The 26,453-nt window shown below is 43.9% G+C and carries 19 protein-coding genes; 6 read left to right on the top strand and 13 right to left on the bottom strand.

Annotation, left to right across the window (positions count from 1 at the left end):
• Positions 1-373: 373 nt before the first annotated feature.
• Positions 374-1,435, bottom strand: coding sequence for a hypothetical protein (locus tag KSZ58_RS08530; RefSeq protein ID WP_009269590.1), 1,062 nt, complete (start codon positions 1,433-1,435; stop codon positions 374-376).
• A 702-nt stretch (positions 1,436-2,137) separates the two neighbouring features.
• On the opposite strand from KSZ58_RS08530, the gene KSZ58_RS08525 reads away from it, so the two are divergent.
• The 6 genes from KSZ58_RS08525 to KSZ58_RS08500 all read left to right on the top strand — a co-directional run bounded on the left by KSZ58_RS08525 (position 2,138) and on the right by KSZ58_RS08500 (position 11,784).
• Entirely contained in the window at positions 2,138-5,371 is a 3,234-nt protein-coding gene (locus KSZ58_RS08525; RefSeq protein ID WP_009269591.1) for an SNF2 helicase associated domain-containing protein, read from the top strand.
• Between the two features lie 605 nt (positions 5,372-5,976).
• Positions 5,977-7,470: a hypothetical protein gene (locus tag KSZ58_RS08520; RefSeq protein WP_009269592.1), complete on the top strand. Its 1,494-nt coding sequence runs from the start codon at positions 5,977-5,979 to the stop codon at positions 7,468-7,470.
• Between the two features lie 24 nt (positions 7,471-7,494).
• Positions 7,495-8,010, top strand: a complete 516-nt coding sequence (gene pyrR / locus KSZ58_RS08515; protein ID WP_008819711.1) for a bifunctional pyr operon transcriptional regulator/uracil phosphoribosyltransferase PyrR — start codon at positions 7,495-7,497, stop codon at positions 8,008-8,010.
• 9 nt (positions 8,011-8,019) lie between these two features.
• Positions 8,020-9,042, top strand: coding sequence for a M42 family metallopeptidase (locus tag KSZ58_RS08510; protein WP_008819710.1), 1,023 nt, complete (start codon positions 8,020-8,022; stop codon positions 9,040-9,042).
• 110 nt (positions 9,043-9,152) lie between these two features.
• Positions 9,153-9,806 (top strand): TMEM165/GDT1 family protein, encoded by a 654-nt coding sequence (locus tag KSZ58_RS08505; RefSeq protein ID WP_008819709.1) that lies wholly within the window; start codon positions 9,153-9,155, stop codon positions 9,804-9,806.
• Between the two features lie 226 nt (positions 9,807-10,032).
• Positions 10,033-11,784, top strand: coding sequence for a M3 family oligoendopeptidase (locus KSZ58_RS08500; protein ID WP_008819708.1), 1,752 nt, complete (start codon positions 10,033-10,035; stop codon positions 11,782-11,784).
• A 348-nt stretch (positions 11,785-12,132) separates the two neighbouring features.
• On the opposite strand, the gene KSZ58_RS08495 is transcribed toward KSZ58_RS08500, so the two are convergent.
• From KSZ58_RS08495 to KSZ58_RS08445, 12 genes are all read right to left on the bottom strand, one after another.
• On the bottom strand, positions 12,133-13,647 hold the full coding sequence (locus KSZ58_RS08495; protein WP_008819707.1) for a response regulator: 1,515 nt from the start codon (positions 13,645-13,647) through the stop codon (positions 12,133-12,135).
• Positions 13,640-15,115, bottom strand: a complete 1,476-nt coding sequence (locus KSZ58_RS08490; protein WP_065530801.1) for a sensor histidine kinase — start codon at positions 15,113-15,115, stop codon at positions 13,640-13,642. Before KSZ58_RS08490 ends, KSZ58_RS08495 begins: the two co-directional genes overlap by 8 nt.
• The gene (locus KSZ58_RS08485; RefSeq protein WP_217752661.1) at positions 15,105-16,079 is read right to left on the bottom strand and encodes a substrate-binding domain-containing protein; all 975 of its coding nucleotides are present in this window, start codon (positions 16,077-16,079) and stop codon (positions 15,105-15,107) included. Before KSZ58_RS08485 ends, KSZ58_RS08490 begins: the two co-directional genes overlap by 11 nt.
• Before the next feature lie 306 nt (positions 16,080-16,385).
• A complete protein-coding gene (locus KSZ58_RS22660; RefSeq protein WP_233104444.1) occupies positions 16,386-16,967 on the bottom strand; it encodes a GGDEF domain-containing protein in 582 nt (193 codons plus the stop codon).
• A 155-nt stretch (positions 16,968-17,122) separates the two neighbouring features.
• On the bottom strand, positions 17,123-17,878 hold the full coding sequence (locus KSZ58_RS22655) for a hypothetical protein (protein WP_236580813.1): 756 nt from the start codon (positions 17,876-17,878) through the stop codon (positions 17,123-17,125).
• Between the two features lie 257 nt (positions 17,879-18,135).
• On the bottom strand, positions 18,136-19,836 hold the full coding sequence (gene ptsP / locus KSZ58_RS08475) for a phosphoenolpyruvate--protein phosphotransferase (RefSeq protein ID WP_008819704.1): 1,701 nt from the start codon (positions 19,834-19,836) through the stop codon (positions 18,136-18,138).
• A gap of 316 nt (positions 19,837-20,152) precedes the next feature.
• Entirely contained in the window at positions 20,153-20,347 is a 195-nt protein-coding gene (locus KSZ58_RS08470; RefSeq protein ID WP_002608082.1) for a hypothetical protein, read from the bottom strand.
• Positions 20,347-21,330 carry an ABC transporter ATP-binding protein gene (locus KSZ58_RS08465; RefSeq protein ID WP_217752660.1) on the bottom strand — a complete coding sequence of 328 codons (984 nt, stop codon included), beginning with the start codon at positions 21,328-21,330 and terminating at the stop codon, positions 20,347-20,349. The genes KSZ58_RS08470 and KSZ58_RS08465 overlap by 1 nt, the downstream gene beginning before the upstream one ends.
• A gap of 3 nt (positions 21,331-21,333) precedes the next feature.
• Positions 21,334-22,332: an ABC transporter ATP-binding protein gene (locus KSZ58_RS08460; protein ID WP_002608080.1), complete on the bottom strand. Its 999-nt coding sequence runs from the start codon at positions 22,330-22,332 to the stop codon at positions 21,334-21,336.
• A gap of 12 nt (positions 22,333-22,344) precedes the next feature.
• Complete coding sequence (gene opp4C / locus KSZ58_RS08455) at positions 22,345-23,259, bottom strand: oligopeptide ABC transporter permease (protein ID WP_044906841.1); 915 nt, start codon at positions 23,257-23,259, stop codon at positions 22,345-22,347.
• An 11-nt stretch (positions 23,260-23,270) separates the two neighbouring features.
• The gene (locus KSZ58_RS08450; RefSeq protein ID WP_065530800.1) at positions 23,271-24,251 is read right to left on the bottom strand and encodes an ABC transporter permease; all 981 of its coding nucleotides are present in this window, start codon (positions 24,249-24,251) and stop codon (positions 23,271-23,273) included.
• Positions 24,252-24,364: 113 nt separating this feature from the next.
• Positions 24,365-26,065, bottom strand: a complete 1,701-nt coding sequence (locus KSZ58_RS08445) for an ABC transporter substrate-binding protein (RefSeq protein ID WP_002608077.1) — start codon at positions 26,063-26,065, stop codon at positions 24,365-24,367.
• Between the last annotated feature and the right edge of the window lie 388 nt (positions 26,066-26,453).

The raw sequence follows: 26,453 nt of genomic DNA, 5'->3' as shown, positions 1-26,453 counted from the left end.
AGTACATACGCTATGGTATGTCTGCTAGTTTTCACGTTTTTGTAAATTAGATTATCAAATTCTCATCGCAGCTGTTCCTCTGTCTTTCTATATCCTTTACTTAATATTATACGTTAGGACACTGATACGTCAAGTGATTTTTTAGAGACTCCTTTTCAGTGCTTCTTTTTATGCAAAGCATATCCGACTTTCATTTTCTTGAATCGTCTGTAATATCAATTTTTTCATAGTTGGTATGCTGAAGGTAAAAGCCTAACATTATAGTATCAGAATAGTACTCCATTACTTATGTACATCAAGAAAAGTAAACAACGAATATTAAATGAAAAAGAGCTGAGATACAGCTCTTTAAAAGTATTGTGGGCATAGCTTTTTAGGATAGATGTAGAGATTGCAGAATGGTAGGTCGTATGTCTTCTTCAACATCCAGTATATTCATAGCATCCACCGCACTGACATCGATTCTCTGCATCAGTTTTTTTACATGTAGAAGTGTTGCTTCCACTTTCCCTTCTGCTTTTCCTTCAGCTTTTCCCTGCAATAAGCCCTGCTCAATCCCTCTTTGCTCAATAAAATCGCTAAAGTTGCACATCGTCATGACCTCCTGATCTATCTCCTTCTCCATTAGTATACCATACGTCTTTTGTAATTGTTCCTTTTTATCCTCTATAACGAGATTTTTTATAAACAAAATCTTTAACAGCTCCAGCAGTCTCTGCTTGTTCTCATCCTGCTGCTCTACCGCATTCGGAATATCCTGCGCTTTTCGTACGCCTTCCTTCTTCGGATACACCATGACTGCTGTGAGCAAGTCATAGTCCTCCTTTGCGGCATGCCAAATCTTTGTTTCACATGTTTCCTGTATCCTATAGGTGTTAATGACATCATTCTTTTGATTGTTATGTCCGATACAGATCCAGATAGAACAGACCTTTCTGATCCTGCCATAATCCGAATGCTGAAATCCATCCTTTGGATGCTTCTGTCTTGACATCAATCTGCTGCAATAATACAAAGCACGCTTGATCAGAGGATAACCGGGATCATCCTTTGCCTGGCTTTCCAGATTGATGATCATGCGAACTTTCTTATCCGCAGGTGTGCTCTTACCGGCTTCCTTCTGCTTCATGGGGATTGTCGCCTCGAACTGAATGTCGTATTTGATCTGTGCCCCCAGTATGGCTTCATCCGTGACCTCAACCTGATGATCATCGATATATTCATAGTCTGCTGTATTTATAGAAGACATTTCAATATAGGATGGTATGTCCTCCAATGGAATATCTGCGTATTCCGGAATACAGCCCTTCATCACATAGGCGAGAATCTGCTTGTTAGATAATAGCTTTTTACAGTACATGTCATATTTCTTTTTATTATCATAGCGACTAATCATAGCTGCTGCTTCTGTTTTCATTTTTGTTGTCATAATCATATCCTTTCTTTCTCCTATTGCTATCTGTACTTTAAGGATATGATCCGGTGGTGCTCTTGTTCTGCTGTTGTTTTCATTAGCAAATAGAAGTATCTGCTGTTTTGTATCATACGCAGGAACGGATACAACAAAAACAAGGCAGTGCTTACCGCCGACAAGCGGTGTTCAGCTGCTGTAAACTACTTAATAATTGAATGAAAGCATAAGAAAAAACGCTTCTAGCAAGCGGTTGAGCTACTGAAAGGCCGGGGCTTTTGCGGATGAATTAGATTTGAATGCATTGTATTGTTTATATAGTTTCTCATAGGCCGACCTCTCCTTTTTTGTATTTACAGTGTAGCATAAAACCTACAAGAAATATAGAGGAATATATCATTCATACTTATGAAACATAACGAAAAGTTTATTAACATGCTATCCTCACACAGTATATACATGCTTCATACTGTAAACAGCAGCTTTGACTTACCTTTGTGTAATCTCGTCTTAGTCATTTGATCCTTTATGTATATCCGGTACCTTCAGCAACTGTTGCCTTACAACATTTTTTTCGCAGACACAGTCTGAATGCAAGCAGCAGGCGTATTTTTACAAACACTGAACGGTATACATATCTTCTCTTTATGGAAAAACATTTCATATACAGGGACAAATTACGTGAAAAAGATGGTACAATAATAAGATGAAAGCAGGGGTGTATGTATGGAGTTTACCAATGCACAAATCCGGGATTTTGCCGGAAGTGATGAACAATATGAAAAAGCGAAAAGACTGGTGGATGAGCAGAGAATCGTATCTCTGGATATCGATGATTTTTCTTCCAGGGAAATCATCATGATCAACGCTACCATTAAGGATGGAAAGAACTACCGGGAAGTCAACATGTCCATCGACAAGGATGATGTAACGGTGCGCGCACATTTATGCAGCTGTCCGCAGCATGGGAAAGATACATTGTCATGTGAGCACTGTACGGCTGTTTTAATAAAGCTGAATGAGGAGCATGAAAAGAAGCAGAAGGAGACGGATGCACATACCGCAGTTCAGCAGCATGACAGCTACGCCATTTCCCTTATGAATGCCTATGAGGAACAAATCATCTATTCCTCGCTGGCTATGAATCTGAAGCAGGCGGTACATATCGAGCCTGTTTTGGAGATTCGTCAGCGAACTATCCTGGCACTGACACTGAAGGTGGGGAATGCAAAGCGCTATATCGTAAAGGATATTGCGCAGTTTCTTGACGATATCCGCCACAATGTGAAAAAAAGCTATGGCAAGGAGCTGGAGTTTCTGCATAACCGCTTAAGCTTTGATGAAGAAAGTCAGAAGCTGCTTGACTTTATGCTGCGCCATGAGCATGATGTCCTCTATTTCCAGAACCGCCATGCACTGGAGCGCTGTCCGCAGGCACGAAACCTGTGTATGACACCGGATGCGCTTGATGAATTTTTCCAGCTGTACGCCGGTGAGGATATCATGCATCGCATGAAGGAAAAAATGCTGATCAACATGCGCTTTCTGGATGAAAATCCAAAGCTTACCATGGAAGTTAAAAAACAGGAGGATGACTCCTATGAAATCGCCTTGAGCTCTTTGAGCTATCGCATATTTGAAGGCCGCAGCCATGTATATTTGTTAATGGATCATATTTTGTACCGCTGTGATACCGCTTATTCCAAAGCCTGCAGCCGCCTGCTGCAGACATATCTGGAAAAGAAAAAACCACTGCTGTTAAGCAGTGAACTCATGCCCACCTTTTATAATAATGTCATTATGAATACACGCCGGTATATTCCGCTGAGAGGTGTGGATATTTCTGCCTTTGCACCGCTTCCTCTGGAATGCCGTCTGTATATCGATATGCCCAAGCACAATGTGATTTCCGCACGCCTGATGTACTGCTATGGAAATGAGGAATACAACGCTTTCAGCACAAGTGCCCTGTCCACCTCCAGAAATTTCAATGATGAAATTGCGACACGGCTTGTCTTTACCCGTTACATGACCCGAATCGATGCAGTGGACGGCATTGCCTATATCGAGCATTCGCAGGATGCCATGTATGAATTTCTGAATCAGGGGTTGAAGGAGCTTGGCAATACCTGTGAGATATTTGCTACAGATAAATTTAAAAAGCTGCAGATCAAGGAGAGTGTCAATATCTCCATGGGTGTCCGCATTGAAAGTGATTTGCTGGAAATTAATTTTGATACCTACGATTTCCCTGTTAATGAGCTGCAGGAGGTCCTTGCCTCTTATCGTATGAATAAGAAGTATTACCGTATGAAAAACGGCTCCTTTGTCAATATCGAGGATAGTGCACTGCAGGAGCTCAGTGCAATTCTGGATGGTATGCACGTGAGTGAAAAGGAAATCAGCAGCGGTGTGATCAAGGTTCCCAAATATCGTTCTCTGTATATTGACAACAGTCTGAAGGACAGCGATATGATCAAGGTCGACCGGGATTCCTCCTTCAAGGATATTATTCGCGGCATCCGCAATGTCAAGGACAGTGACTTTGCAGTCCCTCCAGCGCTGAAGTCAACACTGCGTAATTATCAGAAAACCGGCTTTCGCTGGATGAAAACCATGGCTGCCTATGGCTTTAGCGGTATACTGGCAGATGATATGGGTATCGGTAAAACCCTGCAGGTCATCACGCTGCTGGAGGATGAACGGCTGCAGTGCAAAGATTCTTTGTCACTGGTCGTTTGCCCGTCTTCGCTGATACTCAACTGGCAAAGTGAAATTGAGAAATTTTCCAAGACGCTGACGAGCATCATTATCAGCGGCTCCAGTGATGAGCGAAAGGTACAAATCCGCAGCTGTAAGGACTATGATGTCGTTATCACCTCCTATGATTATTTAAAACGGGATATTGAAGCCTACGAGGACTTTACCTTCCAGTATCAGATTATCGATGAAGCGCAGTATATCAAAAACCACAACACCAAGAATGCCATCAGCGTAAAGCAGATACAGGCCCGCCATCGGTTCGCCCTGACCGGAACACCGATTGAAAATTCACTGGCAGAGCTGTGGAGCATCTTTGATTTCCTAATGCCCGGCTATCTGTATACCTATTCCTATTTCAAAAAGCAGTATGAGCAGCCCATCGTCAAGGAAAACGATATGGGAATGCTGAAGGAGCTGAAACGTATGGTTGAACCATTTATCCTGCGGCGTGTGAAGAAGGATGTCCTCAAGGAACTGCCGGAAAAGGTGGAAAACACCATGCTGATTGAGCTGGATGAAGAAACAAGAAAATTATATATGGCCAATGTATCCCTCATACGGGATGACCTTAACAAAAGCTTTAAGGAAAAAGGCTTCGCAAACAGTAAAATCATGATTCTCAGTATGCTGACCAGACTGCGTCAGCTGTGCTGTGATCCGCGCCTGCTGTATGAAAATTATAACGGTATCGGTGCCAAAATCAGTGCCTGTATGGAGTTTATTGAAAGCTGCCGGGAATCCGGAAAAAAGGTTCTCCTGTTCTCACAGTTCACCTCGCTTCTTTCGCTGCTGGAAAAGGAGCTGATACGCCAGGATATCCCTTACTATCTGTTGAAGGGAAGCACACCGAAGCTGCAGCGGCAGCAGCTGGTAAACAGCTTTAACAGTGATGATACCCCCATCTTCCTGATATCCCTGAAGGCAGGCGGTACCGGCTTAAATCTGACAAGTGCGGAAGTCGTTATCCATTTTGATCCATGGTGGAACGTTTCTGCACAGAATCAGGCAACGGATCGCGCCTACCGCATCGGTCAGCATAACAATGTACAGGTTGTCAAGCTGATAGCAAAGGATACCATCGAGGAGAAAATCATGCAGCTGCAGAGTCTGAAGCAGGACCTCAGCGACTCCATTATTCACAATAACGAGGGAATCATCACCAGCATGAGCAAGGAAGAGCTGATGAATTTGTTCTAACGCACTGCCTCTGTCTGACAAGGTCATGTACAAAAATAGAGATACTTACACAAGCTGAATTTCATTGCTATTTTTATAAGGCTGTCTTTTATAACAGCATGGCATAATGCACAGCTGAAGCTATCATAACAAAGACGCATATACATTTGGATACTCCCATGTACTGCGTCTTTTTCTATATCCAACCTTACGATAGACCTCTGAACGCTTTTCACAGCGCAATGGCTGTCTTACTCATTTGCGGAAGAGAAAGACATAGGGAAGCATGCTGGCAGCATATCTTTTCTCCGTTAAGCAAACGATTACAAGTTATTTCTTTCGCTGCTTATAAAAATGAGCGGTTTCTTGCATCTCATTCCCATATCAGCAAAGAAAAACGAACGATGCCTTCTGATTTTTAAATGCTCCATAACCGTATACAGCGAAGACATGCATTCTGTAGCCGCTTTTCCCCTTAAAATCATCAGTGGATTGCATACCTCCGCATTTTCTATCTGAAGCTGTAGAAAACGGTATGATGTAGAATAGAGCCACTCTGCTGACTGTTGTGCAAATTTGTACTTTTTTCGACAGCCGCCGCATAGCTTACAAACAGGTGATCCCATATGAAAAAAGAACTTTTATTTCCACAGGATTGTGACGGTGAGCAATACCTGCGCCGTCTGATAGACGCCTATCCTTATGATATTGAGGAAGCAAGAGTACTCGCCCTGCTTACCGCACAGCCGCACCCCAGTCCGTATCTGCTGGAATTTCTGACCTATGCCGCGACACTTTCAAAATTTCGTCTGTGCAGCAGTGAAGCAGCACGAAACCCTTCTCTGGACACCCTGTTTCAGAACATGGCCGTCCTGAAGCAAAAGGACAACAGCCTGCTGCATATGCAGCCCTTTGGATTTGATGCTACCCTGCAGCTGCGTGTATGTGAGGTATCCCATCCCTATGCACACCTTCCTCTGGAGCAGATTCCCTTTATTTCACAGGTACAGCTGCATCATGTACCACTCTTTCAGCAGCCGGATGCCGCCAATATTTCTATTGAGCGCTCCTCCACCTTCATCTACCGCGATATCAGTATGGATGCAAATGCTTTTTTTGCAATGAGTATTGCGATTGCGGATAAAAAGGGCATTGTTTATCTGTCCAGAGAATGCGTACAGCTGGGCGTCTGTCTCGCCGCCCTGTATCCGCTCACTGCCTTGTCCCTGCAACAGGACTTCATTCTCATTTTTGCCTTAGCCTCCGCAAAGGATCAGGCCTGCTACTATTACGATGAAACGAATCAGATCACCATCGGACTGGTCAGCGGAACCCCGCGTATGCATCATATACGCTATCTCAAGGATATGCTGCAGACCCTTTACAATGCAATCTGCATGGAGAAGCACGATCTGCCCATTCATGCCTCCATGCTTCAGATGCAGGCGGGTGATACAAAGAAAGGACTGGTCTTTGCCGGAGAAAGCGGAACCGGCAAAAGTGAGCTGCTTGATGCCTGTCTTCGAGTCTGTGAACAGAAGGGGCTATCGGCAGCCCCCGTTTATGATGATCATGGAACCCTGCATTATCTGGATGAGGAAATTGTCAGCACCGGCGGAGAAATCGGTGCCCTGAAAAACATCACACATTCCCGTATCACCTCGGTATTCTCCACTTTTTCCGACAGCCTGTTTCTGATACAGGAAAATCAGGAGCTGTATCAGATTCTGCCGCTTATTCAGCATGCAAATACCCTGCAGTTTCACAAGGTTACACATTTGTTTTATCTGGATAATGTCAGCGATGAATACGGCTATCGGCGACTGGAAACACTGGATGAATGTCTGGACCTGTTCCGCAAGGGACCCTGCCGCAGAAACGGACAGCTGATTTCCTCCTATTTCATCAATCCGCTTGGCTGTGCTCAAAACAAGCCTGTCTGTGACGCCCTCCTGCGGGATTTCTTTACCATCCTCTATCTGCAGGATATTCCGGTCTATGTTCTGTACACGAGAAGGGCGGAAAACAATACGCAGCTGTATGAGGAATATACAGCCTCGATTTTACGTGAAATCCTTGGAAATGATTGCGAAAACGAAGACGAACCGCTATACTTATAGTAGCTGTACGTCAGGAGGTAGTACATGGAAACAAAGGAAATCATAGACGCGCTCCAGATGAAACGTTCTCTCATCCGCATATCGCATGAAATCATCGAGCATAACCGCGGCGTAGAGGATATCGTCTTAATCGGTATCAAGACAAGAGGAGAAATTCTTGCCAGACGACTGGCAGACATTATATGCAACGTGGAGGACATCAGTGTTCCCTGCTTTGCCCTGGATGTATCGCATTGGAGAGATGATCGGGAAAAGCCCTATCCCCTGCCGATGGAATCCCTGCCGGTAAAGGATAAAAAGGTCATCCTTGTGGATGATGTACTCTTCAAGGGAAGAACCGTACGGGCTGCGATGGATGCGATCATGCACTATGGTAGAGCCAGGGAAATTCAGCTTGCTGTGCTGGTGGACCGCGGACATCGGGAGCTTCCCATTCGCGCTGACTATATAGGAAAGAATATTCCCAGCTCCCTGCGTGAGGTCATTCGGGTCAGAGTCAGCGAGATTGACGGAAACGACGGCGTTTCTATAAGTAAGTGAGGTAGACAAATGGATAAGACATACGTATTGGATTTTGCTTCAAGACTTTTGGGGACGGACTCCCCAACCGGTTATACAAAAAAGGCAATTGACCTTGTAGCCGACGAGGCAGCAGCCTTGGGTTATCAGACTAAGCGCAACAATAAGGGAAACCTTCTGATTTATGTAAAGGGCTCCAGCAGTGAAAAAACAATCGGCTTCTGTGCGCACTGCGACACACTTGGGCTGATGGTACGCTCCATCAAAAGCAACGGTATGCTGGCAGTCACCAACATCGGCGGCCCGATCATTCCCACACTGGATGGGGAATACTGCCGCATTCATACAAGAGATGGCAGGGTATATAGCGGTACCGTACTTTCCTGTTCTCCCGCATCGCATGTATATAAAGACGCGTCGACCAGAAAACGTGAGGTCGATGAGATGGAAATCCGCATTGACGAGGTTGTGAAAACAAAAGCGGATGTGGAAGCACTCGGCATCTGCAACGGTGATTTTGTGGCAATCGACCCAAAGGTTCAGATTACGGAAAGCGGCTTTATCAAATCCCGCTTTTTGGATGACAAAATCAGTGCCAGTGCCCTGATGGGCGTCCTTCAGCATATGAAGGAACACAGCATCACCCCTGCATACGATCTTATTTTCATGATGAGCACATATGAGGAGGTCGGTCATGGCATGTCACACATACCGGAATGCATTAGTGAGCTGATAGCCGTGGATATGGGCTGTATCGGTCTTGATCTGGCCTGCAGTGAACAGGATGTTTCCATCTGTGCCAAGGATTCCAGCGGACCGTATGATTATGAAATGACCAGCCGGCTGATTGAGCTGGCTAAGGAAAAGAAGCTGTGCTATGCCGTTGATATTTATCCGATGTATGGCAGCGACGTCAGCGCAGCACTGCGCGGAGGCTGTGATATCCGCGGTGCACTGATCGGTCCGGGCGTACATGCATCCCATGGAATGGAACGAACGCATTATGATGGTGTGGAAAACACCATGAAGCTGATTCTCGCATATATTTCCTAGCTTTCCCCTTGATTTTCTTCAGAATATGCAACCATGCTCTGAAGAAAATCTTTTTTATATTCCCTGCATACCGCCTGCTTCCCACGCATATAGTTGAAAGAGGTGAACCTATGCTGTTTCATACATTTCTATTTGTTTTTCTGGCGGAGATGGCCGATAAAACACAGCTGATGATTATGGCGCTGACAAACCGCTACTCCGTAAAAACCGTAATTGCCGGCATGATACTCGGTGTCTTTGCCATCAGCGGTGTCTCCGTACTGGCCGGTGATCTGATCGGTGATCTGATTCCCATGCGTCTGATCAAGCTGGCAGCAAGTGCCATGTTTCTGTTTTTTGGACTGATGAATCTTCGCTGCAGCACCGAGGAAGAAGCAGGGCATCATGTTGCATTGAAAATCCCCGTAATATCCATTGCATTTACCTTTGTTATCGCAGAGCTTGGTGATAAAACGCAGCTCGCCACCGTTGCGTTGGCCGCCGATCACATGCGTGAGCATTTTCCGATTTTCCTCGGTGCATCACTGGGGCTGATTATGGCGAATATACTCGGTATCTTTGCAGGCAAGCTGATCTTCTCTCACCTTCGTGAAGATACGGTCAAGGTGGGAAGCTCCTTCATTTTTTTCCTCTTCGGCTCGCTGACCCTGTTTGAAGCCGTCCCCGGCAACAATCTGATATTCATCGGATACAGCACGGTGCTTATGGTATGTGCCTACGCAATTTACACCTTTTCACGCCGTCACGTTGGAACACACGGATAAAAACACCTTCCTGCAACCTGTCACAAATACCAAAAAAATTGCAATCAGCACAACAGAGTATTCCTGTTTGAATTGCATAAGAGACCCCATGAAAAGTGGAGTCTTTTTACATGTCATCCTCTCAACTGCACAGTTTCCTGAAATAAGCTTTGTAAAACTGTGCATTTCCTGTATAGATGGGATATAATATGGGTATTGTCTAAAGGATGAAAGAAGGTAGATACTTATGAATGAATGGTCTTTAGATGTTTTATACAAGGGATATTATGATGAAGCCTTTGTCAATGACTTCAAAAAAATGGATACCGTTATTCAACGCTGTACACAGGCTGCTGAGCAGCTGTGTCATGATAACGAGGTGAAAGCTTTACACGATATGCTGTCCCTGCTGGAGGAATTCCACACACTAGCCGATCGCGTCGGACACTTTATTTCTCTGAAGCAGTCCACGAATACATCGGATGGAAAAACGGTTTCGCTGATGAATCAGTTTTCACAGAAATTCAGCGGCATCACGAAAGCAAATGCAAGGTTCAACCGCTACGTGGCAGAAATTGAGGATCTGGATGCGTGTATTGAACAGGATGCACTGCTGAAGGAATACAGCTACCTGCTGCATACAATAAAAGAGGACAGTACCTATCTGCTCAGTGATGATGTAGAGGATGTATTATCCAAAATGAATATCAGCGGCGGTGAAGCCTGGGCCAATCTGCAGGAATATCTGACGAGTATTGTAGAGGTAGAGTATAAGGGCGAAGTCTCCACCCTTTCTCAGATTCGCAATATGGCCTATGACAGTGATGCAAAGGTGCGCAAGAGTGCCTATGAGGCAGAATTGAAGGCCTATGATAAAATACGCGATGCCGTTGCCTTTTCCTTAAACAGCATCAAGGCACAGGTTTTGACAGAATGTGAGCTGCGCGGCTTTGCTTCTCCACTTGCCATGACACTGCACAATGCGCACATGAAGCAGGAAACGCTGGATGCCCTGCTGCATACCATGCAATCCTATATGCCGAAATTTCATGCCTATCTCAGACGCAAGGCAGAGCTTCTCGGATATAAGAACGGTCTTCCCTGGTATGAGCTGTTTGCGCCACTCGGTGAGGAAACAAAAACCTATCGTATAGAGGAGGCAAAGGAATACCTGCTGAAGCACTTCCGTCCTTTCGCAGAGGATATGGCAGATATGATGGAGCGTGCCTTTGACGAAAGCTGGATTGATTTCTTCCCGCGCAAGGGAAAGGTCGGCGGTGCCTTCTGTGCTAATTTAAGCGGCGTAAAACAGAGCCGTGTTCTGACGAACTATGACGGTGCGCTTGGTGATATCGTTACGCTTGCCCATGAGCTGGGACATGCCTATCACGGTATGATGATTGAGAATCACCGTCCCCTGAATACCGATTATTCCATGCCGGTTGCGGAAACTGCTTCAACATTCAATGAAAACATCATTATGAATGCCGCAATCGAGGAGGCGAAGGGTCAGGAAAAAATCACATTGATTGAAAATCAGCTGCAGGATCTGACACAGGTTATCTGTGATATCTATTCCCGCTTCCTGTTTGAAAAGACAGTATTTGAAAAGCGCAAAGACAGCTTTATGTTTGCGGACGAGCTGGAAGCCATCATGATCGAAACACAGAAGCAGGCATATGGGGACGGTCTGGATCCCGACTATCTGCATCCGTATATGTGGATTTGCAAGTCCCATTACTATTCCAGCGGTTTGAGCTTCTACAATTTCCCATATGCATTCGGAGCTCTGTTTGCACGGGGACTGATTGTGAAGTATCAGGAAGAGAAAGAAGCTTTCGTACCAAAATACCGTGAGCTTCTAAAAGCAACAACGGTATCCAGTGTTGAAGATGTTGCAGCGATGGCTGATATCGACCTGTGTGATGAAGCATTCTGGACAAGCTGTCTGGATACATGCGCACAGCGTATTGATGAATTTCTGGAGCTGACCAAATAAAAAGAGATACCGCAATACCTGTTTATGAAAACAGCATTGTGCATACATGAATTTTGAAGTCGGTTGAACAATGAATGAATATGCAATATTCGCTTGTGGAATACATCCCATTCGGATATTGCTTTTCTTTTTACGCTTGGCATAAAAAAACCATGTTCTGGGAGAAACATGGTTTTTTTAAAGAAAAAGGATTAAAGTAAGGCCGGCTGGTAACAGCCTTACCATTATGGTATTGCAGATATAATTATGATTGTTAAATTGGTCTTTTATCTGCAATGTTATTATATAACTGTTAAACTAGTAAATTCTTGTTATCTTTAGCAATTATTTGCAGTTTCCTTTTATTTCCTATTTGTCGTCGAAGGAATTCTTATACATCTTCGGTGTTACACCGGTATACTTCTTAAATATTTTTGTGAAGTAATTCTGTCCCTGAAAGCCGACCTCATAAGCAATCTCCTTGATTCGCTTACCGCTTTTCAACAGCTCCTTACTCGCCTCCACCCGCCGCTCGCTGACAAGCTCGGTAAAGGTTTTATGCAGAGAATTATTCAACAGCTTACTCAGGTAAAACGGTGAAACCTGCAATGCATCCGCCATATCACTCAGGGTGATCTGTTTACGGTAGTTGGCATCAATATAGCGGACTGCCTGACGTACCAGCTGATTGGTGTTACGGAAGCGCTCCTCAACAATGGGATCATACAGTCGATGCATCTGCATATGTAGATACAGCGGCACCTCCTGATGAATATTCGTACTGATTTGCAGCGGTGCTATTTCTATCCTTTGCAGATCGATATCCGCATATTCCTTTTGCAATGTATCACGTAGCCTTTCAAACAAATCGGCCACCTCCTGAACGATTTGCCTGCGCTCATGAGGAATCAGTGTCAGACAGAGCTGATGGACTGCCCTTTTTAGACCCTCCTCATCCATTTTCTGAAAGATGGACACAAAACGTGCAACAATTTTATCCAGATCGATATCCACCCTGCAATCATCACTGCTGTCCTGCAGAAGCTGAGAACAGATCGGCTCCTGAATGCCGATGCGATCTCTTGCTATTTGGAAGGAATGGTGAAACAGCGCAATGTCATTTACAATCGGTCCGATACCAAATTCAAGGCTATCCGACTGCAATGCAGTGATATAGCTCTCCAAATGCTGCAAATCCTCCTGCGGAATAGCCCGCTCTGCAAGGATATAAAAAATCTGCAGCTCATGAAAGAGCTCCTTCAGGCAGCGAAAACCCAGCTGTATGAAGCCTGCGGACACCTTTTCCATATAGGTTTGATCGTAATGAGAGGATCGGATGATGAAACAGAAACCGCTGCAGATGCGCGGACTGAGCAGTCTTAGATTCTTGCGCAGCACCAGCTCATCCTCATTCGACAATATGGCAAACAGACATTCATTTTCCACGACCGGAGTAATCCTTTCTATTTTTTCCAGCAGATCACTCTGATGCTTTTTTTCATTCTGCTTCTGCTGTAACTGCTCCATCGTTTTTCGCAGAGCATCCTTTAAATGATCAATCGTATACGGCTTTAAGATGAAATCCTCCACACCAAGACGAATCGCCTCCTGTGCATATTCGAAGTAATTATAGGAGGATAAAATCAGAAACTCCACTTCCCCCGCTGTCTGCCGAATGCGGCGAATCACCTCCAGACCATTGATACCCGGAATATTGATATCGGCTAATATGATATCCGGATGATGCTCTTCAAACAGGGTCAGTGCTTCTTTACCATTTTTCGCAGCATACAGCTCCTGACATTCCGGAAAACCCTCCTGAATGATCTTATACAGCGTTTCCCTCTCAATCTGTTCATCCTCAATGATCATGATTTTATACATATCCGTTCTCCTTCAAATCAATCTGTATATTGATTTCAAATCCGCATTCCTCCAGACTGTTGACAATGATACGTACCCCATCGCCATAAAAGGCCTTCAGGCGCCTTGTAACATTATAAAGCCCAAGATGAGAGCGTTCATCACTGCTCATGCGGAAATCGTTCAGAATAAGCTTCTCCAGCTCATCCGCAGGCATACCGGTACCGTTGTCACTGACAGATATCATGATTTCATCATTGAGACGGCTTACCTCAATCACAACCTCTCCATCCTCGATAATATCCTGTAAGCCGTGTGACACCGCATTTTCCACAAGCGGCTGCAGCACCATGGAGGGCATCGGGATATCCGGTAAATCCTCCTCGATATCCATCAGAAAGCGGATTCTGTCACCGTATCGTTTTTCCTGTATGTAATTGTAGTTGTAAATTGCCTTGATTTCCTTTTTCAGAGAACTGATTTTACTTGCATTATCAAGACCGTAGCGAAGCAGCTGGCTCGTCTTTTCCATCAGCTCACTTGTTTCATAGGCTCCCTCACTGTACGCCTTTTTATAAATCATATTCAGTGTATTGAACAGGAAATGCGGATTGATCTGATTCTGTAAAATACGCAGCTCACTTTGGGCAAGCAGCTCATCCTTTCGCAGATTGTCATTCTGCTGTTCCAGAACCCTGCGTTCCAGCCTTGCCTTTTCATTTTCATACTGGATGTTTTTTTCGATACTGTCCGCCATATCCTCCAGGGCAAGACAAAGCACATTCATCTCCTTATTCGTATTGGAAATCTGCGTAAGGTCATATGCTCCCTTCTTGATACGGTTCATATTATTGATTACCTTTTCCAGAGGATCGGTGATGGATTTGATAGTGGATATGGAAAAATAGATCATCCATACAATCAGATAGAGGATAAAGAACAGCGACACCAGCTGCATGGTCTTCTGATTGCTGTTGACTGCCGCCTTTTGCAGCTGCATATCCTGCGTCGCCAGGCCATAATATTCACTAGCTGTCTTATTGATCAGATCATATTCATACAGCAGCTCCTGATACTTCACACTGAACTCCTTTTCCTGCTGAAGATCGGAAGCGATGACCAGCTCTGCCTGCGCCATATAGCCATCCACCATATTGTTCAGCAGCTCGAAACGCCAGACATGATCCTGATTTTTCAGACTCGCCTTTACCTTTTCCACATTCCCCTGCAGAACTGTACGATATCTGTGAAAATCCTTATAATTCTGATCATCTTGAGAATACAGGTACACCTGTAACGCATCGTTGAGATTCTTCAAATTGTCATAAAACTGATTCAGCTCATTGTAGGTGGTATAGGTGGAATTGAATTTCTTTATCGTTCGATCATTGATAAGTACATAGGTCGTGCAGACAAGTACCATCACCACGATCAGCATGAGATTGTAGTTCATGATTTTACTGCGAAAGCTTTTCGATCTATTCCACATGCATTTTCTCCTTTTGCAAAGCGGATGCATAGGTATTCAGATTCCTCTTGTTTACGAGCACAAGATAGGAAGGAATCCGCTCCTTTTCCGGCCGTACTCCCCTGGTGACATAATCATATAATATATGTACCGATTCATATCCGTACTGATAAAAGGATGTCACAATACTGCCTTCCACCTTCCCCTCCCGTATCAGCTCCAGTGTTTCCTTCATATCATCAACGCCGTACACAAGAATCGTATCGCGATTGTCCATATATTCGCTTGCATCCACAAAACCGATTGCATTCTCCCCTGCAAGGTTGATGGAAACATTCATACCGGTATCCTTCTGCAGCACCTTGATCCACTCGTTGCGGGAGGTGAGCTGGTCACTGCGTGATTCACTTTTTGCGACAATCTCAAAGCCGCCGGGATGCTGTGCAAATACAGCTTCAATGGAAGCAATCTGATCCCTTGCAAGGTCAAAGCTCAAATCACTGACCTGAATGCCGATGTGAAGCATTTTATTCTTACCCAGCTTTTCTTCGATATCGGCTAACAGAAGTCTGGCCTGCTCATCAAAGTCCTTGCTGATCGTCGTTAGCGGACTGCTGCCCTCAACAGGAGAATCCACCAGGACAAAGGGGATACCCTTGTCATTTCCTTTTTGGATCAGCTCCTTGCTTATGACCCCCTGTGTGATTATGCCATCTGCTTTTTTTAAAAGACCTGTATTGATGACATCCACCATATCATCGGTGGAAATTTTAATAGGTCCCTTCCAGTCACAATGCACCTCCAGCTCCGTACAGGCATCCTGCATCCCTTCTCTGGCCTTTTGCCATAGCGTATGCGTAGATAAAGGTGTGGTAAATAGAAAATACTGTGAGGTTTTTTTCTCCTCCTTTGGCTCAGCTGCACTGCATCCGCCACTCAGCACCAGACACAGGCACACGATTCCGCATAGTCTTTTTTTTCTCATTCTCATCCCCGCTCTCATGGAATCATTCTATCACATCACAGACAAATTGAAAACGCGTGAAAAATAAAAAAAATGATTCTTGAAAGGGATCGTAAGAATCATTTCTTTATACAAGATTATCAGCAATAGAGACGATCCTCATATCGCTCCATCATTGAAGAACCGCTGAACTGCATTCATGTCCGGGGTTTACCGCGGCTGTTTTCCTCTCTGATAACTTTGTGATTAAGCGGCATATCTGCCGACTACAGTACATAGTATACAGTATCAAATATAAAATATCTTGTCATTTTTAGCAATATCTTGTCATGTACTCAATTCTGTAATATCATAACAGTTTCCACCGGCGTGCTTTGCGTGATACATCGCTTCATCCGCCTTTTGGAATATCTCGTCATACCTGCAGATATGATTGCTCATACATACACCGATACTGGCACTCAGGACCTGTCTGTCCTCGATTCTTGTATTTACCAGACGATCTAAAATCTCATCCAGACGCTCATACAGATAGGGCAGAGAAAGGATATTCTTCATAAACACACAGAACTCATCACCGCCGATGCGACCGATGAAATCGCTGCTGCGAAGAACCTCCTTCAACACCTTAACGACATGCAGAAGCACCTGGTCACCGACAAGATGACCGAAGGTGTCGTTGATGCTTTTAAATTTATCAATATCAATGACCAGCAAGCAGACATACTGATCCTGATGCATGGTTTCAAGCTCTGCACTCACATGTGTCCGAAACGCCGTTTTATTCATGACATTTGTGAATTCCTCTATTTCAGAACGACGCTCCAGCTCCCTGTTTTCCTTTAAAATCTGATAACGTTCATACAGCAGCTGTTCCATGTCTATCTTTAACAGCAGCGTATTCTTCATGTTGTTGTGTGCAGCCGAAAGCTCCAGCTGCCGAATATCATAATACTCCTCCAGCGCCTGTAGACGCTCCTGTTCAGCTTTAAAAGTGTTCGCATAAATGACCTGACATTCCTTAAGCTCGGAATGATTCTGATAATTCGGATAATCCTGAAGAATCAGCTGAAGCTCATAAAAATCTGTGAGGAAAGCTTCTGTTCCTGAAACTGCATGCAGACCTTAAATACCTTAAGAAGATTTTTAAACGTATGCAAACGATCCTCTTCTCTGCCGGCAATTTCCAGAAAGCGGACCACTTCAGCACGCAGCCTTGCTATATCCTGCGTATGGGCACACAAGAGAACCTGATACATCTGATAGTCATTATCTACTGTAACGATCTGAAATCGTTTTTGAAATTCTCGGTACCAGATCAGCCAGCGCTCATATTCAAGATCATCCTTCAGATAAATGCTTGTCCCCATCAGATTGATGATATTGAAGCCATCATTGATTTTAAGATCATCATAGCTACCGATTCCGCGCTCTTCAAAGGCATTGGTGAAATATTCCTTTGCGATTTCATAATAACCAAGGTTAAAAAAGAGTACACCCAGATTGTTTAAAATGATATACAGATACCCGAGCTCCTGATGACCCAAAGCGATATAATAGGACTTCAGCATATATTCAACCGACATGATATCATCGCCAAGCGTACCACTCACCATCCCTGCCAGATTATAGCACATCATCTGAAAAAATGGATAGGGCGCATGTTCTCCGATGCGAATTCCCTCCTGCAGATATTTCATCGCTTTATCATAAACACCTGTGTTGAAATAGGAACTGCCAAGAAAATAACAGCTGATTATCATATTGGGAGGCATAATGAAAAATGCCTTCAAAATCACGAAGGACTCTTTTTTCTTCAATGTGTGTATACAAGCTCTCTAACTTATCTGTTTTCATGGTATTATCATATCACAATCATATATGTTTTTAAACACTCTGTCGATACAAGTGTCTATAAATGCAGTTTTTTACATACTATTAAGCGATTTCATACGCTGTCTGAATGATTGATACAGCAAAAGCTGCAGTACCGTTCGTATTTTTCACTGGAATTTCAGTCTGTTTCACTATAAAAAAGACCGGACAGCAGTCTGCCATCCGGTTCCATTTATAAATATTATTCCACTGCTTTTTTCACAAGTGCAAGAACATCTTCAGCAGTCGCCTGCTTCAGTGCTTCCTCAGCAAGACCTTCCATTTCCTTCTTGCTCAGGTTGGTAACCATCTTGCGAGCCTTCAGAATCTGTGTAGCTGACATGGAGAATTCATCGAGTCCAAGACCGAGAAGTACAGGTACCGCATATTCTTCTCCAGCCATTGCTCCACACATACCAGCCCATTTGCCTTCCTTGTGTGCTCCGTCAATCGTCATTTTAATGAGACGCAGGATAGATGGATTGTATGGCTGATACAGGTAGGATACCTTCTCATTCATACGGTCAGCTGCCATAGAGTACTGAATCAAATCGTTTGTACCAATGGAGAAGAAATCTGCTTCCTTCGCAAAATTATCTGCATTTACTGCAGCAGCAGGAATTTCCACCATCATACCTACTTCGATTTTATCTGCAACCTTAACACCTTCTGCAATCAGTTTTTCTCTTTCTTCTTCAAAGATTGCCTTACCCTGACGGAATTCATCAACCGTCGCAATCATCGGGAACATGATGCACAGTCTTCCATAAACAGAAGCACGGATCAGTGCACGCAGCTGTGTGCGGAAAATTTCTGTTCTGTCCAGACACAGACGAATTGCACGATATCCCAAAAACGGGTTCATTTCCGGATCGAACGTGAAGTAAGGAAGCTTTTTGTCACCACCGATATCCAGTGTACGTACGACAACACGGCGTCCTCCCATACCTTCCAGAACTGCTTTATAAGCTTCAAACTGCTCATCCTCAGTAGGGAAGTGATCAGAGTGCATATACAGGAATTCTGTACGGTACAGACCGATACCTTCACCACCATTGTTCAACACACCCTCTACATCATCCGGTGTACCGATATTTCCGGCAAGCTCAACCTCATGTCCGTCTGTTGTAATGGATTTTGCATCCTTTAATACCTTCAGTGCTTCTTTTTCTTCCATATAAGCAGCACGTTTCCCTTCATATTCCTTGATTTCCTCAGCAGTTGGATTCAGAATAACAACGCCGTCCAATGCATCCAGAATTACCGTATCGCCATTGCTTGCGGCATCCAGAACACCACTGCAGCCTACAACAGCAGGAATCTCCAGAGAGTTTGCCATGATAGCAGAGTGGCTTGTCTTACCACCGATATTCGTCGCAAAGCCCTTTGCGTATTCATTCAGCTGCGCTGTGTCGGAAGGTGTCAAATCATGTGCGATAATAACGGAATCCTCGTTGATTGCACTCAGATCAGGAATCGTCAGTCCCAGCAGATTGCATTTCAAACGGAATGTAACATCCTTAACATCAGCTGCTCTCTCTTTAAAGTATTCGTTATCCATGGATTCAAACATGGCAACCATCATATTCGCAACTTCATTGGTCGCAAATTCTGCGTTTACCTTGTCGTTTTCAATCATTGAGATAATCTGGCTTGCCAGCTCAGGATCCCCTGCCATCATCAGGTGAGCATCAAAAACTGCCAGCTCTTCCGGTGCCAGACGTTTTGCGGCACGTTCCTTGATACCTTCGATATCAGATTTCGTTTTTTCCAAAGCAGCGTTGAATTTCGCTACCTCTTCTGCAGGTGTTGCTTCTGTCTTAACAATTTCGAAGCTCGGTGTTTCCAGCTTGTAAACCTTTGCAATCGCAATCCCTGCGGATGCTGCAATACCTTTTAACATAAGTATGTCCTCCTCTTACTTCATGTAATACTTATTAAAAGTAGTCCTTATCTGATAGAATCACAACGCTTCCATGAGTCTATCTCTACCTAAAATAATAACATTTTTTGAGCCTATAAGCAATGGAAGAATGCATTACAAAGCGCTTTTTTCGACAAAGGAAAAGCTGTACCACCGCGCGTCCTGCAGCTGAAAGCTTCAAGGAAAATACCAATTGTAGTCATTTCCGTCTGGATACAGTCATAAAAAGCCAATACAAAAAAAGCACAGAGCTCTACAAATATTTGCAGACACCTGTGCCTTCGTCTTTAACGACTTAGTGAATATACAGAAGAAAGAGCCAGATAAATATACCGAGTACGGCACAGAACAGCAGAATTACCGGTACAAACACCGAGAATGCAGCCATAATGAGAGCCAGAAAGTCACCCTTTTCAAGATTTGCTTCCTTCCCTTCCCGCACTTCCTTCTTTTTCAACAGATCCTTAAATTTCGGTTTATTGATGAACACTAGAACTCACCGCCAAAGTGGCAGAGAACAACGTGACCCGGTTTGATTTCCTTCGCTGCCGGCTCCTGTGTTTTACAGATATCCTTCGCATATGGACAACGCGGGTGGAATTTACATCCGCTTGGTACGTTGACATTGCTAGGAATCTCTCCATGAATTGCTTCCATGCTGGAACGCTGTGTAGGATCCGGCTTTGGAATCGCAGCCATCAGCGCCTTTGTATAAGGATGCTGAGGATTCTCATAAATTTCATTCTTATCTGCAAGCTCTACCAGAGAACCAAGATACATAACACCGACACGGTTACTGATATGCTTCACAACACTCAAATCGTGAGAGATGAAGATATAGGAAATCTTACGTTCCTCCTGCATATCCATCATCAGGTTGATGATCTGTGACTGAATGGAAACATCCAGTGCGGATACCGGCTCATCACATACGATGAAGCTTGGATCAAGTGCCAGAGAACGGGCGATACCGATACGCTGACGCTGACCTCCGGAGAACTGATGCGGGTAACGGTAGCAGTAGTATGGCGGCAACCCGCATTTTTCCATCAGATTCAGAATATACTGCTTCAGCTCGTCACCTTTTTTATAATAGCCATGCGCAACCAGCGGTTCACTCAAAATGTTGTATACATTCATCCGGGGATTTAAAGAGCTGTATGGATCCTGGAAAATAATCTGCATTTCCTCACGCAGCTTTCGCATTTCCTTACGGTTCTTTTTCAGAATATCTTCACCATTGAAGTGCACTTCCCCGCTTGTCGGTTCATGCAGACGAAGAATTGCACGTCCAAGTGTGGATTTTCCACAGCCGGATTCTCCAACAAGACCAAGCGTCTCCCCTTCATACAGCTTAAAGGATACACCATCAACAGCCTTTACATATTTTTTATTTTTATCCAGCTTACCTTTTCCAAGAGGGAAATATTTTTTCAGGTCTTTGACTTCGAGAATTACTTTCTTGTCTTCCATTTTTTATTCCTCCCCTTTCGCATCATCAAACAGGAAGCAGCTAACGTGATGTCTGGATCCGACCTTCACGTCATGCGGCTGGGACTCCCTGCATTTTGGCATCGCCTTCGGACAACGGTCTGCGAAATAGCAGCCCTTTGGCAGATTGATCGGGTTTGGTACATTCCCTTCAATCGTACTCAGACGTTTGCTTCCGCTGTTCAGGGAAGGCATACTGCTCATTAAGCCAACGGTATACGGATGCTTCGGGTTTTTGAAGATTTCAAATACCGGAGCACTTTCCACTACCTTACCGGCATACATGACATTTACATGATCCGCCATCTGTGCAACAACACCAAGGTCATGCGTAATCAGCATGATGGAGGTTCCTGTTTTTTCCTTCAGGTCATTCATCAGCTTCAGAATCTGTGCCTGAATGGTAACATCCAGTGCTGTTGTCGGTTCATCGGCAATCAGCAGCTTTGGATTACATGCAAGCGCCATAGCGATCATAACACGCTGACGCATACCACCGGATAGCTGATGCGGGTAGTTGTCCACAACCTTTTCCGGGCGGGAAATTCCAACCATGTCCAGAAGCTTGACAGCGCGTTCGTGTGCCTCTTCCTTTTTTACATCCTCATGCAACAGGATATTTTCCATAATCTGATTTCCTACTGTGAATACCGGGTTGAGTGAAGTCATCGGCTCCTGAAAAATCATAGAGATATCGTTACCACGAATCTTACGGATTTCATCATCCTTTAATGTCGCAAGGTTTTTGTCACCGTACATGATCTTGCTGTCTTCCCCGATTTTACCGGGTTCATCCACCAGACCAAGGATACTCATGGCCGTAACACTCTTTCCACAGCCGGATTCCCCAACGATTGCCAGTGTTTCATTTTCGTACATTTTGAAGTTGTTTCCGTCTACAGCCTTGGAAACACCCTTTTTTGTATAGAAATATACTTTCAGATTTTCAACATCCAATATTTTCTTGTTCTTTACTTGTTCCATACTCACCAGCTCCTATCGTATATCTTTCGGGTCAAACGCATCACGCAGTCCCTCTCCAATCAGATTGATGGAGATAACGGTCAGCAGACACATGATACCGGCAGGCAGCCAGTTCCATGGAAAGTCCTGGAAGACTTCGGTATTTCTTGCCAGTTCCATCAGATTTCCCCAGGAAGGCGTAGGTGCGGTAACACCCATACCAAGGAAAGATAATCCGGCCTCTGTCAGAATAGCACTCGCCATGGACAATGTCGCATTAACAATGATCATGGATAAAACATTCGGTATCAGATGCTTGAATATTTTTGAAAAATCACTCAGACCAAGTGCCTCGCAGGCCTGCATGAATTCCTGTTCGCGAAGTGACAGAATCTGCCCGCGCACAAGACGCGCCAGTCCCGGCCACGAGAGCACACCGATCAGAAACGATACGATATACATTTTCACATTTGACGGTGTCCATAACATATTATATGCCAGTACAAGAATCAGTGGTGTAAATGGCAGAGAGTACACAATTTCCGCAAAACGCATAAGAAGATTGTCAATCCATCCACCATAATAACCGGATATACCACCGATCACACAGCCAAGGAACACCGTAATCAGGGCAGCGATGATACCTACCATGATAGAAATACGTCCACCCAGGAACAAACGGAAGAATACATCACGCCCCTGCTGGTCAGTACCCAGCCAGTGCTCAGCATTCGGTCCAATATTTTTTGTATCAAAGCTATAATCATTTACATTAACACCGCTTATGATCGGTACGAAAATCACGGCAAGAACGATCAGTATAAAAATGATCAGACCAGCCATAGCGATTTTGTTTTGTCTGAATTTATTCCATGCAATTTGCCAAGGGCCCATGGTATCGCTTTTATCCAGCTTTATTTCCGTTTGATTTACATTTTCTTTCGCCATTCTAATCACCTCTATTCTACTTTAACACGTGGATCGACAACGGAATATAGAATATCCGACAGCAGATTTCCCAGCACCATCAAAATGGCAGAGAACATCAGACACGCCGTGATAATACTCTGATCCTGTCCACTGATTGCCTCGATCAAAATCTTACCCAGACCAGGCCACAGGAATACGGATTCCAGAATCATTGCCCCACTGAACAGGGAAGGAATGTACAGACCCAGCAGTGTAACAAGAGGTATCAGCGCATTTTTAAATGCATGACGGTAAATCACTGTTTTCTCTTTCAAGCCCTTTGCACGCGCGGTTCGCACATAGTCCTGATTGATAACATCAATCATGGAGCTTCGAACATAACGGGAGAAGGTCGCAAAGTTACCGAACGCAAGAACAATTATCGGCAGCAGCATATGCAATGCAACATCTCCGATTTCCTGGAATATATTATCATATCCGAAGACTGCAAGATCCGGGGTACGCATACCGTTGACCGGTATCACGCCGGAAGGCAGCGCTACGAAGAAAATCAGAATCAGCGCAAAGAAGAACGTTGGCACAGATACACCCAATAAGGAGAATACTGTCCAGAAATTGTCGAATTTAGAGAATTTTTTTGTTGCCTGCTTAATTCCAATCGGAATAGAAAGCCCGATACCGATAACGAGGGAAACCAGATTCAGCAGGAATGTATTCCATACGTAGTCTCCAATGATTTCAGAAACTGGAAGTTTGAACTTGGTAGATGTCCCCAGTTCTCCTTTAGCAAGATTTCCCACCCAGATTACATACTGTTCTGGCAGAGATTTATCAAGTCCCAATTCCTCACGAATCTGCTGTTTCTGTTCCGGGGTAGCCTTGCTTCCCATTCCCAGATAAGCATCAACTGGATCTCCTGGCATTCCCTTTACGGTCCCAAAAATGACGATTGAAATAATAAATATGACAGGAATTAGATTTAGCAAACGTTTAACTATATATTTCAGCATGAGATCACCTCCAAAAAAACTTAATTTTGAAACATAGAAGTTGAATTAAAACATAAATAAGAGCAAGTGTATCCTTGCTCTTATTTGAACACTTTACAGTTTACTACTTAAATTTACTCGATTGTAGCATCCCTCAGACCATGTGTCCACTGGTACAGTGCACTTGTCTTCAGATTCTTGATCTTCTTGTTGTAGAAGTCAAAGTAAGTGTTACCATATACAGGCAGTGCAGAAACGTCTTCATTTACCTGTTTCTGAGCCTCTACCCATTTGTCTTTTGCTTTATCCATATCCATTTCTGTCAATGCAGCATCCATCAGACTATCCAGCTTCTCGTCTTTCAGACGGCTTGTGTTGTCCAGACCATCACCAACATATTTGGAATCAAAGTTCGTTACAGCACCTGACATTGTATCATCTGTGAAAGAAGTAGCCATGAAGTAAACGTTCCATTCTTCAATGTTCTTGTCATAGTATACTTTATCCATCAGTGTGTTGAAGTCAACAGTTGCAACCTTAACATCAGCTTTCAGCTCTTCACCCCAAGCCTTTTTCCACATAGGGATCAGGTTGTTCAGGATATCATGATCTTTGATTGCCATGATTTTGATTTCCAGCTTCTGTCCGTCTTTTTCGCGGAATCCGCTAGCTCCGACTTTCCATCCTGCATCATCCAGAAGCTTTTTAGCCTTTTCGATGTCATAGCTGTAGTTTGTTAAGCCGTCAACCTTTTCCTCGCCTGTGATAACTTTACCAAGCTTAGAGATTGGGTTGTTCCAAGTTGTTGGTACATAACCGATTTCTACACCATCAAGATCCTTGCAGTCCTTGCACTCATAGTAAGAATTAACGAAAGACTGACGGTCGAATGCGTAAGACAGTGCCTGACGTACTTCTTTTTCACTTGTTGCACCATTTACTGTGTTGTAAGTGATGTAACCCATACCACCACGTGGGTAGTGGTTGATTGTCAGATCCTCGTTGTTGGAAGCAGGTCCGATTTTCTTAGGCTCAATCTGTCCTGCCAGCAGGTCGATATTGCCGGATTTCAGTTCCTGATATTCCGTTTCCATCTTTACCGGTTTGATAATGACATTTGCAATACCCTTGTAATCATCGCCCCAGTATTTCTCATTCTTTTTCAGAGAAGCACCTGTACCGGCTTCCCATTTGTCCAATACGTATGGTCCGGTACCGATTGGTTTACCTACAGCATCCTGAATTGGTTTTGTTTTCTTGTAAGCATAGGAATCCTTAAACTGGTTAGAGCTGATAACACTGATGTTCATCAGACTCTGCAGATTATCGTTTCTTGCTTCTGTGAAGTGGAATACGACAGTATAATCGTCCTTCACTTCGATACCAGGATAATCTGGTTCTTCCTTGTTCTTTTTGTTGTTGTACTGCTTGTATCCTTCCAGATACTGGCAAGTAGAGATGAAACGTCCTGTATAGCTTGGATCTGAAACTACCTTGTATGAGAATTCAACATCCTTTGCTGTGAAGTCGCTTCCGTCTGAGAACTTAACACCCTTTCTCAGATTGAATGTAATTGTTTTACCATCCTTGGCAACGTCCGTTTTTTCTGCCAGAGAAGGCTGTAAATTACCATCCACGTCATACTCCATCAATTTGTTGTACACCAGATCGATTACGTATCCGTCGTAAGCACCAGTGTAGTACAATGGTGAAAATGTTCCTGTAAGTTCCTCAGCTCCTACAACTAATGTATCACTTTTTTTAGAAGATCCTCCACAGGCTGTCAGTGAAAGCGCACATGCTGCTGCGGCCATCACTTTGAATAGCTTTTTCATCTAATTCCCTCCTATCATTCCTGATAATGACCTTATTATATCGTAATTCACATAGAAATACAATATTTTAACTCTCACTTTCACACGAAAATGTCATTTTTGTTTACATTTTCATGAAAGAAAACCATCATTTTTATGAAACTAAATGCATTAGCATGCTATGTATCACTTTATTTTCAGACAAAATGATAAATTTGTGCATTATATATGGACACCCTTTCGCCCCCATGCTGCTGCAGAAAAAAAGGATGCCCTCAATATGGGTATCCAAAATATTTGGGGGGCTAAACTTTAGGGGTCAATTTAGGGGTCTGAACTTTGAGGGACACTTTAGGGGGATAAATCCCAAAAGAAACAGGTGGCATTCATCTGTTTCTTTTTCTATAAT

It is taken from the genome of Erysipelatoclostridium sp. DFI.2.3 (assembly GCF_019132535.1).
GTDB lineage: Bacteria > Bacillota_I > Bacilli_A > Erysipelotrichales > Erysipelotrichaceae > Clostridium_AQ > Clostridium_AQ innocuum.
This window is presented reverse-complemented; position numbering and strand designations above follow the sequence as displayed.

What these genes read in the sequence shown, in the direction of transcription:
- KSZ58_RS08495 (WP_008819707.1), bottom strand. Translation starts at nt 13,647, where the DNA reads ATGTATAAAATCATGATCATTGAGGATGAACAGATTGAGAGGGAAACG.
- pyrR (WP_008819711.1), top strand. Translation starts at nt 7,495, where the DNA reads ATGGAAACAAAGGAAATCATAGACGCGCTCCAGATGAAACGTTCTCTC.
- ptsP (WP_008819704.1), bottom strand. Translation starts at nt 19,836, where the DNA reads ATGTTAAAAGGTATTGCAGCATCCGCAGGGATTGCGATTGCAAAGGTT.
- KSZ58_RS22660 (WP_233104444.1), bottom strand. Translation starts at nt 16,967, where the DNA reads ATGAAGAATACGCTGCTGTTAAAGATAGACATGGAACAGCTGCTGTAT.
- KSZ58_RS08530 (WP_009269590.1), bottom strand. Translation starts at nt 1,435, where the DNA reads ATGATTATGACAACAAAAATGAAAACAGAAGCAGCAGCTATGATTAGT.
- KSZ58_RS08450 (WP_065530800.1), bottom strand. Translation starts at nt 24,251, where the DNA reads ATGCTGAAATATATAGTTAAACGTTTGCTAAATCTAATTCCTGTCATA.
- KSZ58_RS08490 (WP_065530801.1), bottom strand. Translation starts at nt 15,115, where the DNA reads ATGTGGAATAGATCGAAAAGCTTTCGCAGTAAAATCATGAACTACAAT.
- KSZ58_RS08525 (WP_009269591.1), top strand. Translation starts at nt 2,138, where the DNA reads ATGGAGTTTACCAATGCACAAATCCGGGATTTTGCCGGAAGTGATGAA.
- KSZ58_RS08460 (WP_002608080.1), bottom strand. Translation starts at nt 22,332, where the DNA reads ATGGAACAAGTAAAGAACAAGAAAATATTGGATGTTGAAAATCTGAAA.
- KSZ58_RS08505 (WP_008819709.1), top strand. Translation starts at nt 9,153, where the DNA reads ATGCTGTTTCATACATTTCTATTTGTTTTTCTGGCGGAGATGGCCGAT.
- KSZ58_RS08485 (WP_217752661.1), bottom strand. Translation starts at nt 16,079, where the DNA reads ATGAGAAAAAAAAGACTATGCGGAATCGTGTGCCTGTGTCTGGTGCTG.
- KSZ58_RS08465 (WP_217752660.1), bottom strand. Translation starts at nt 21,330, where the DNA reads ATGGAAGACAAGAAAGTAATTCTCGAAGTCAAAGACCTGAAAAAATAT.
- KSZ58_RS08510 (WP_008819710.1), top strand. Translation starts at nt 8,020, where the DNA reads ATGGATAAGACATACGTATTGGATTTTGCTTCAAGACTTTTGGGGACG.
- KSZ58_RS08445 (WP_002608077.1), bottom strand. Translation starts at nt 26,065, where the DNA reads ATGAAAAAGCTATTCAAAGTGATGGCCGCAGCAGCATGTGCGCTTTCA.
- opp4C (WP_044906841.1), bottom strand. Translation starts at nt 23,259, where the DNA reads ATGGCGAAAGAAAATGTAAATCAAACGGAAATAAAGCTGGATAAAAGC.
- KSZ58_RS08520 (WP_009269592.1), top strand. Translation starts at nt 5,977, where the DNA reads ATGAAAAAAGAACTTTTATTTCCACAGGATTGTGACGGTGAGCAATAC.
- KSZ58_RS08500 (WP_008819708.1), top strand. Translation starts at nt 10,033, where the DNA reads ATGAATGAATGGTCTTTAGATGTTTTATACAAGGGATATTATGATGAA.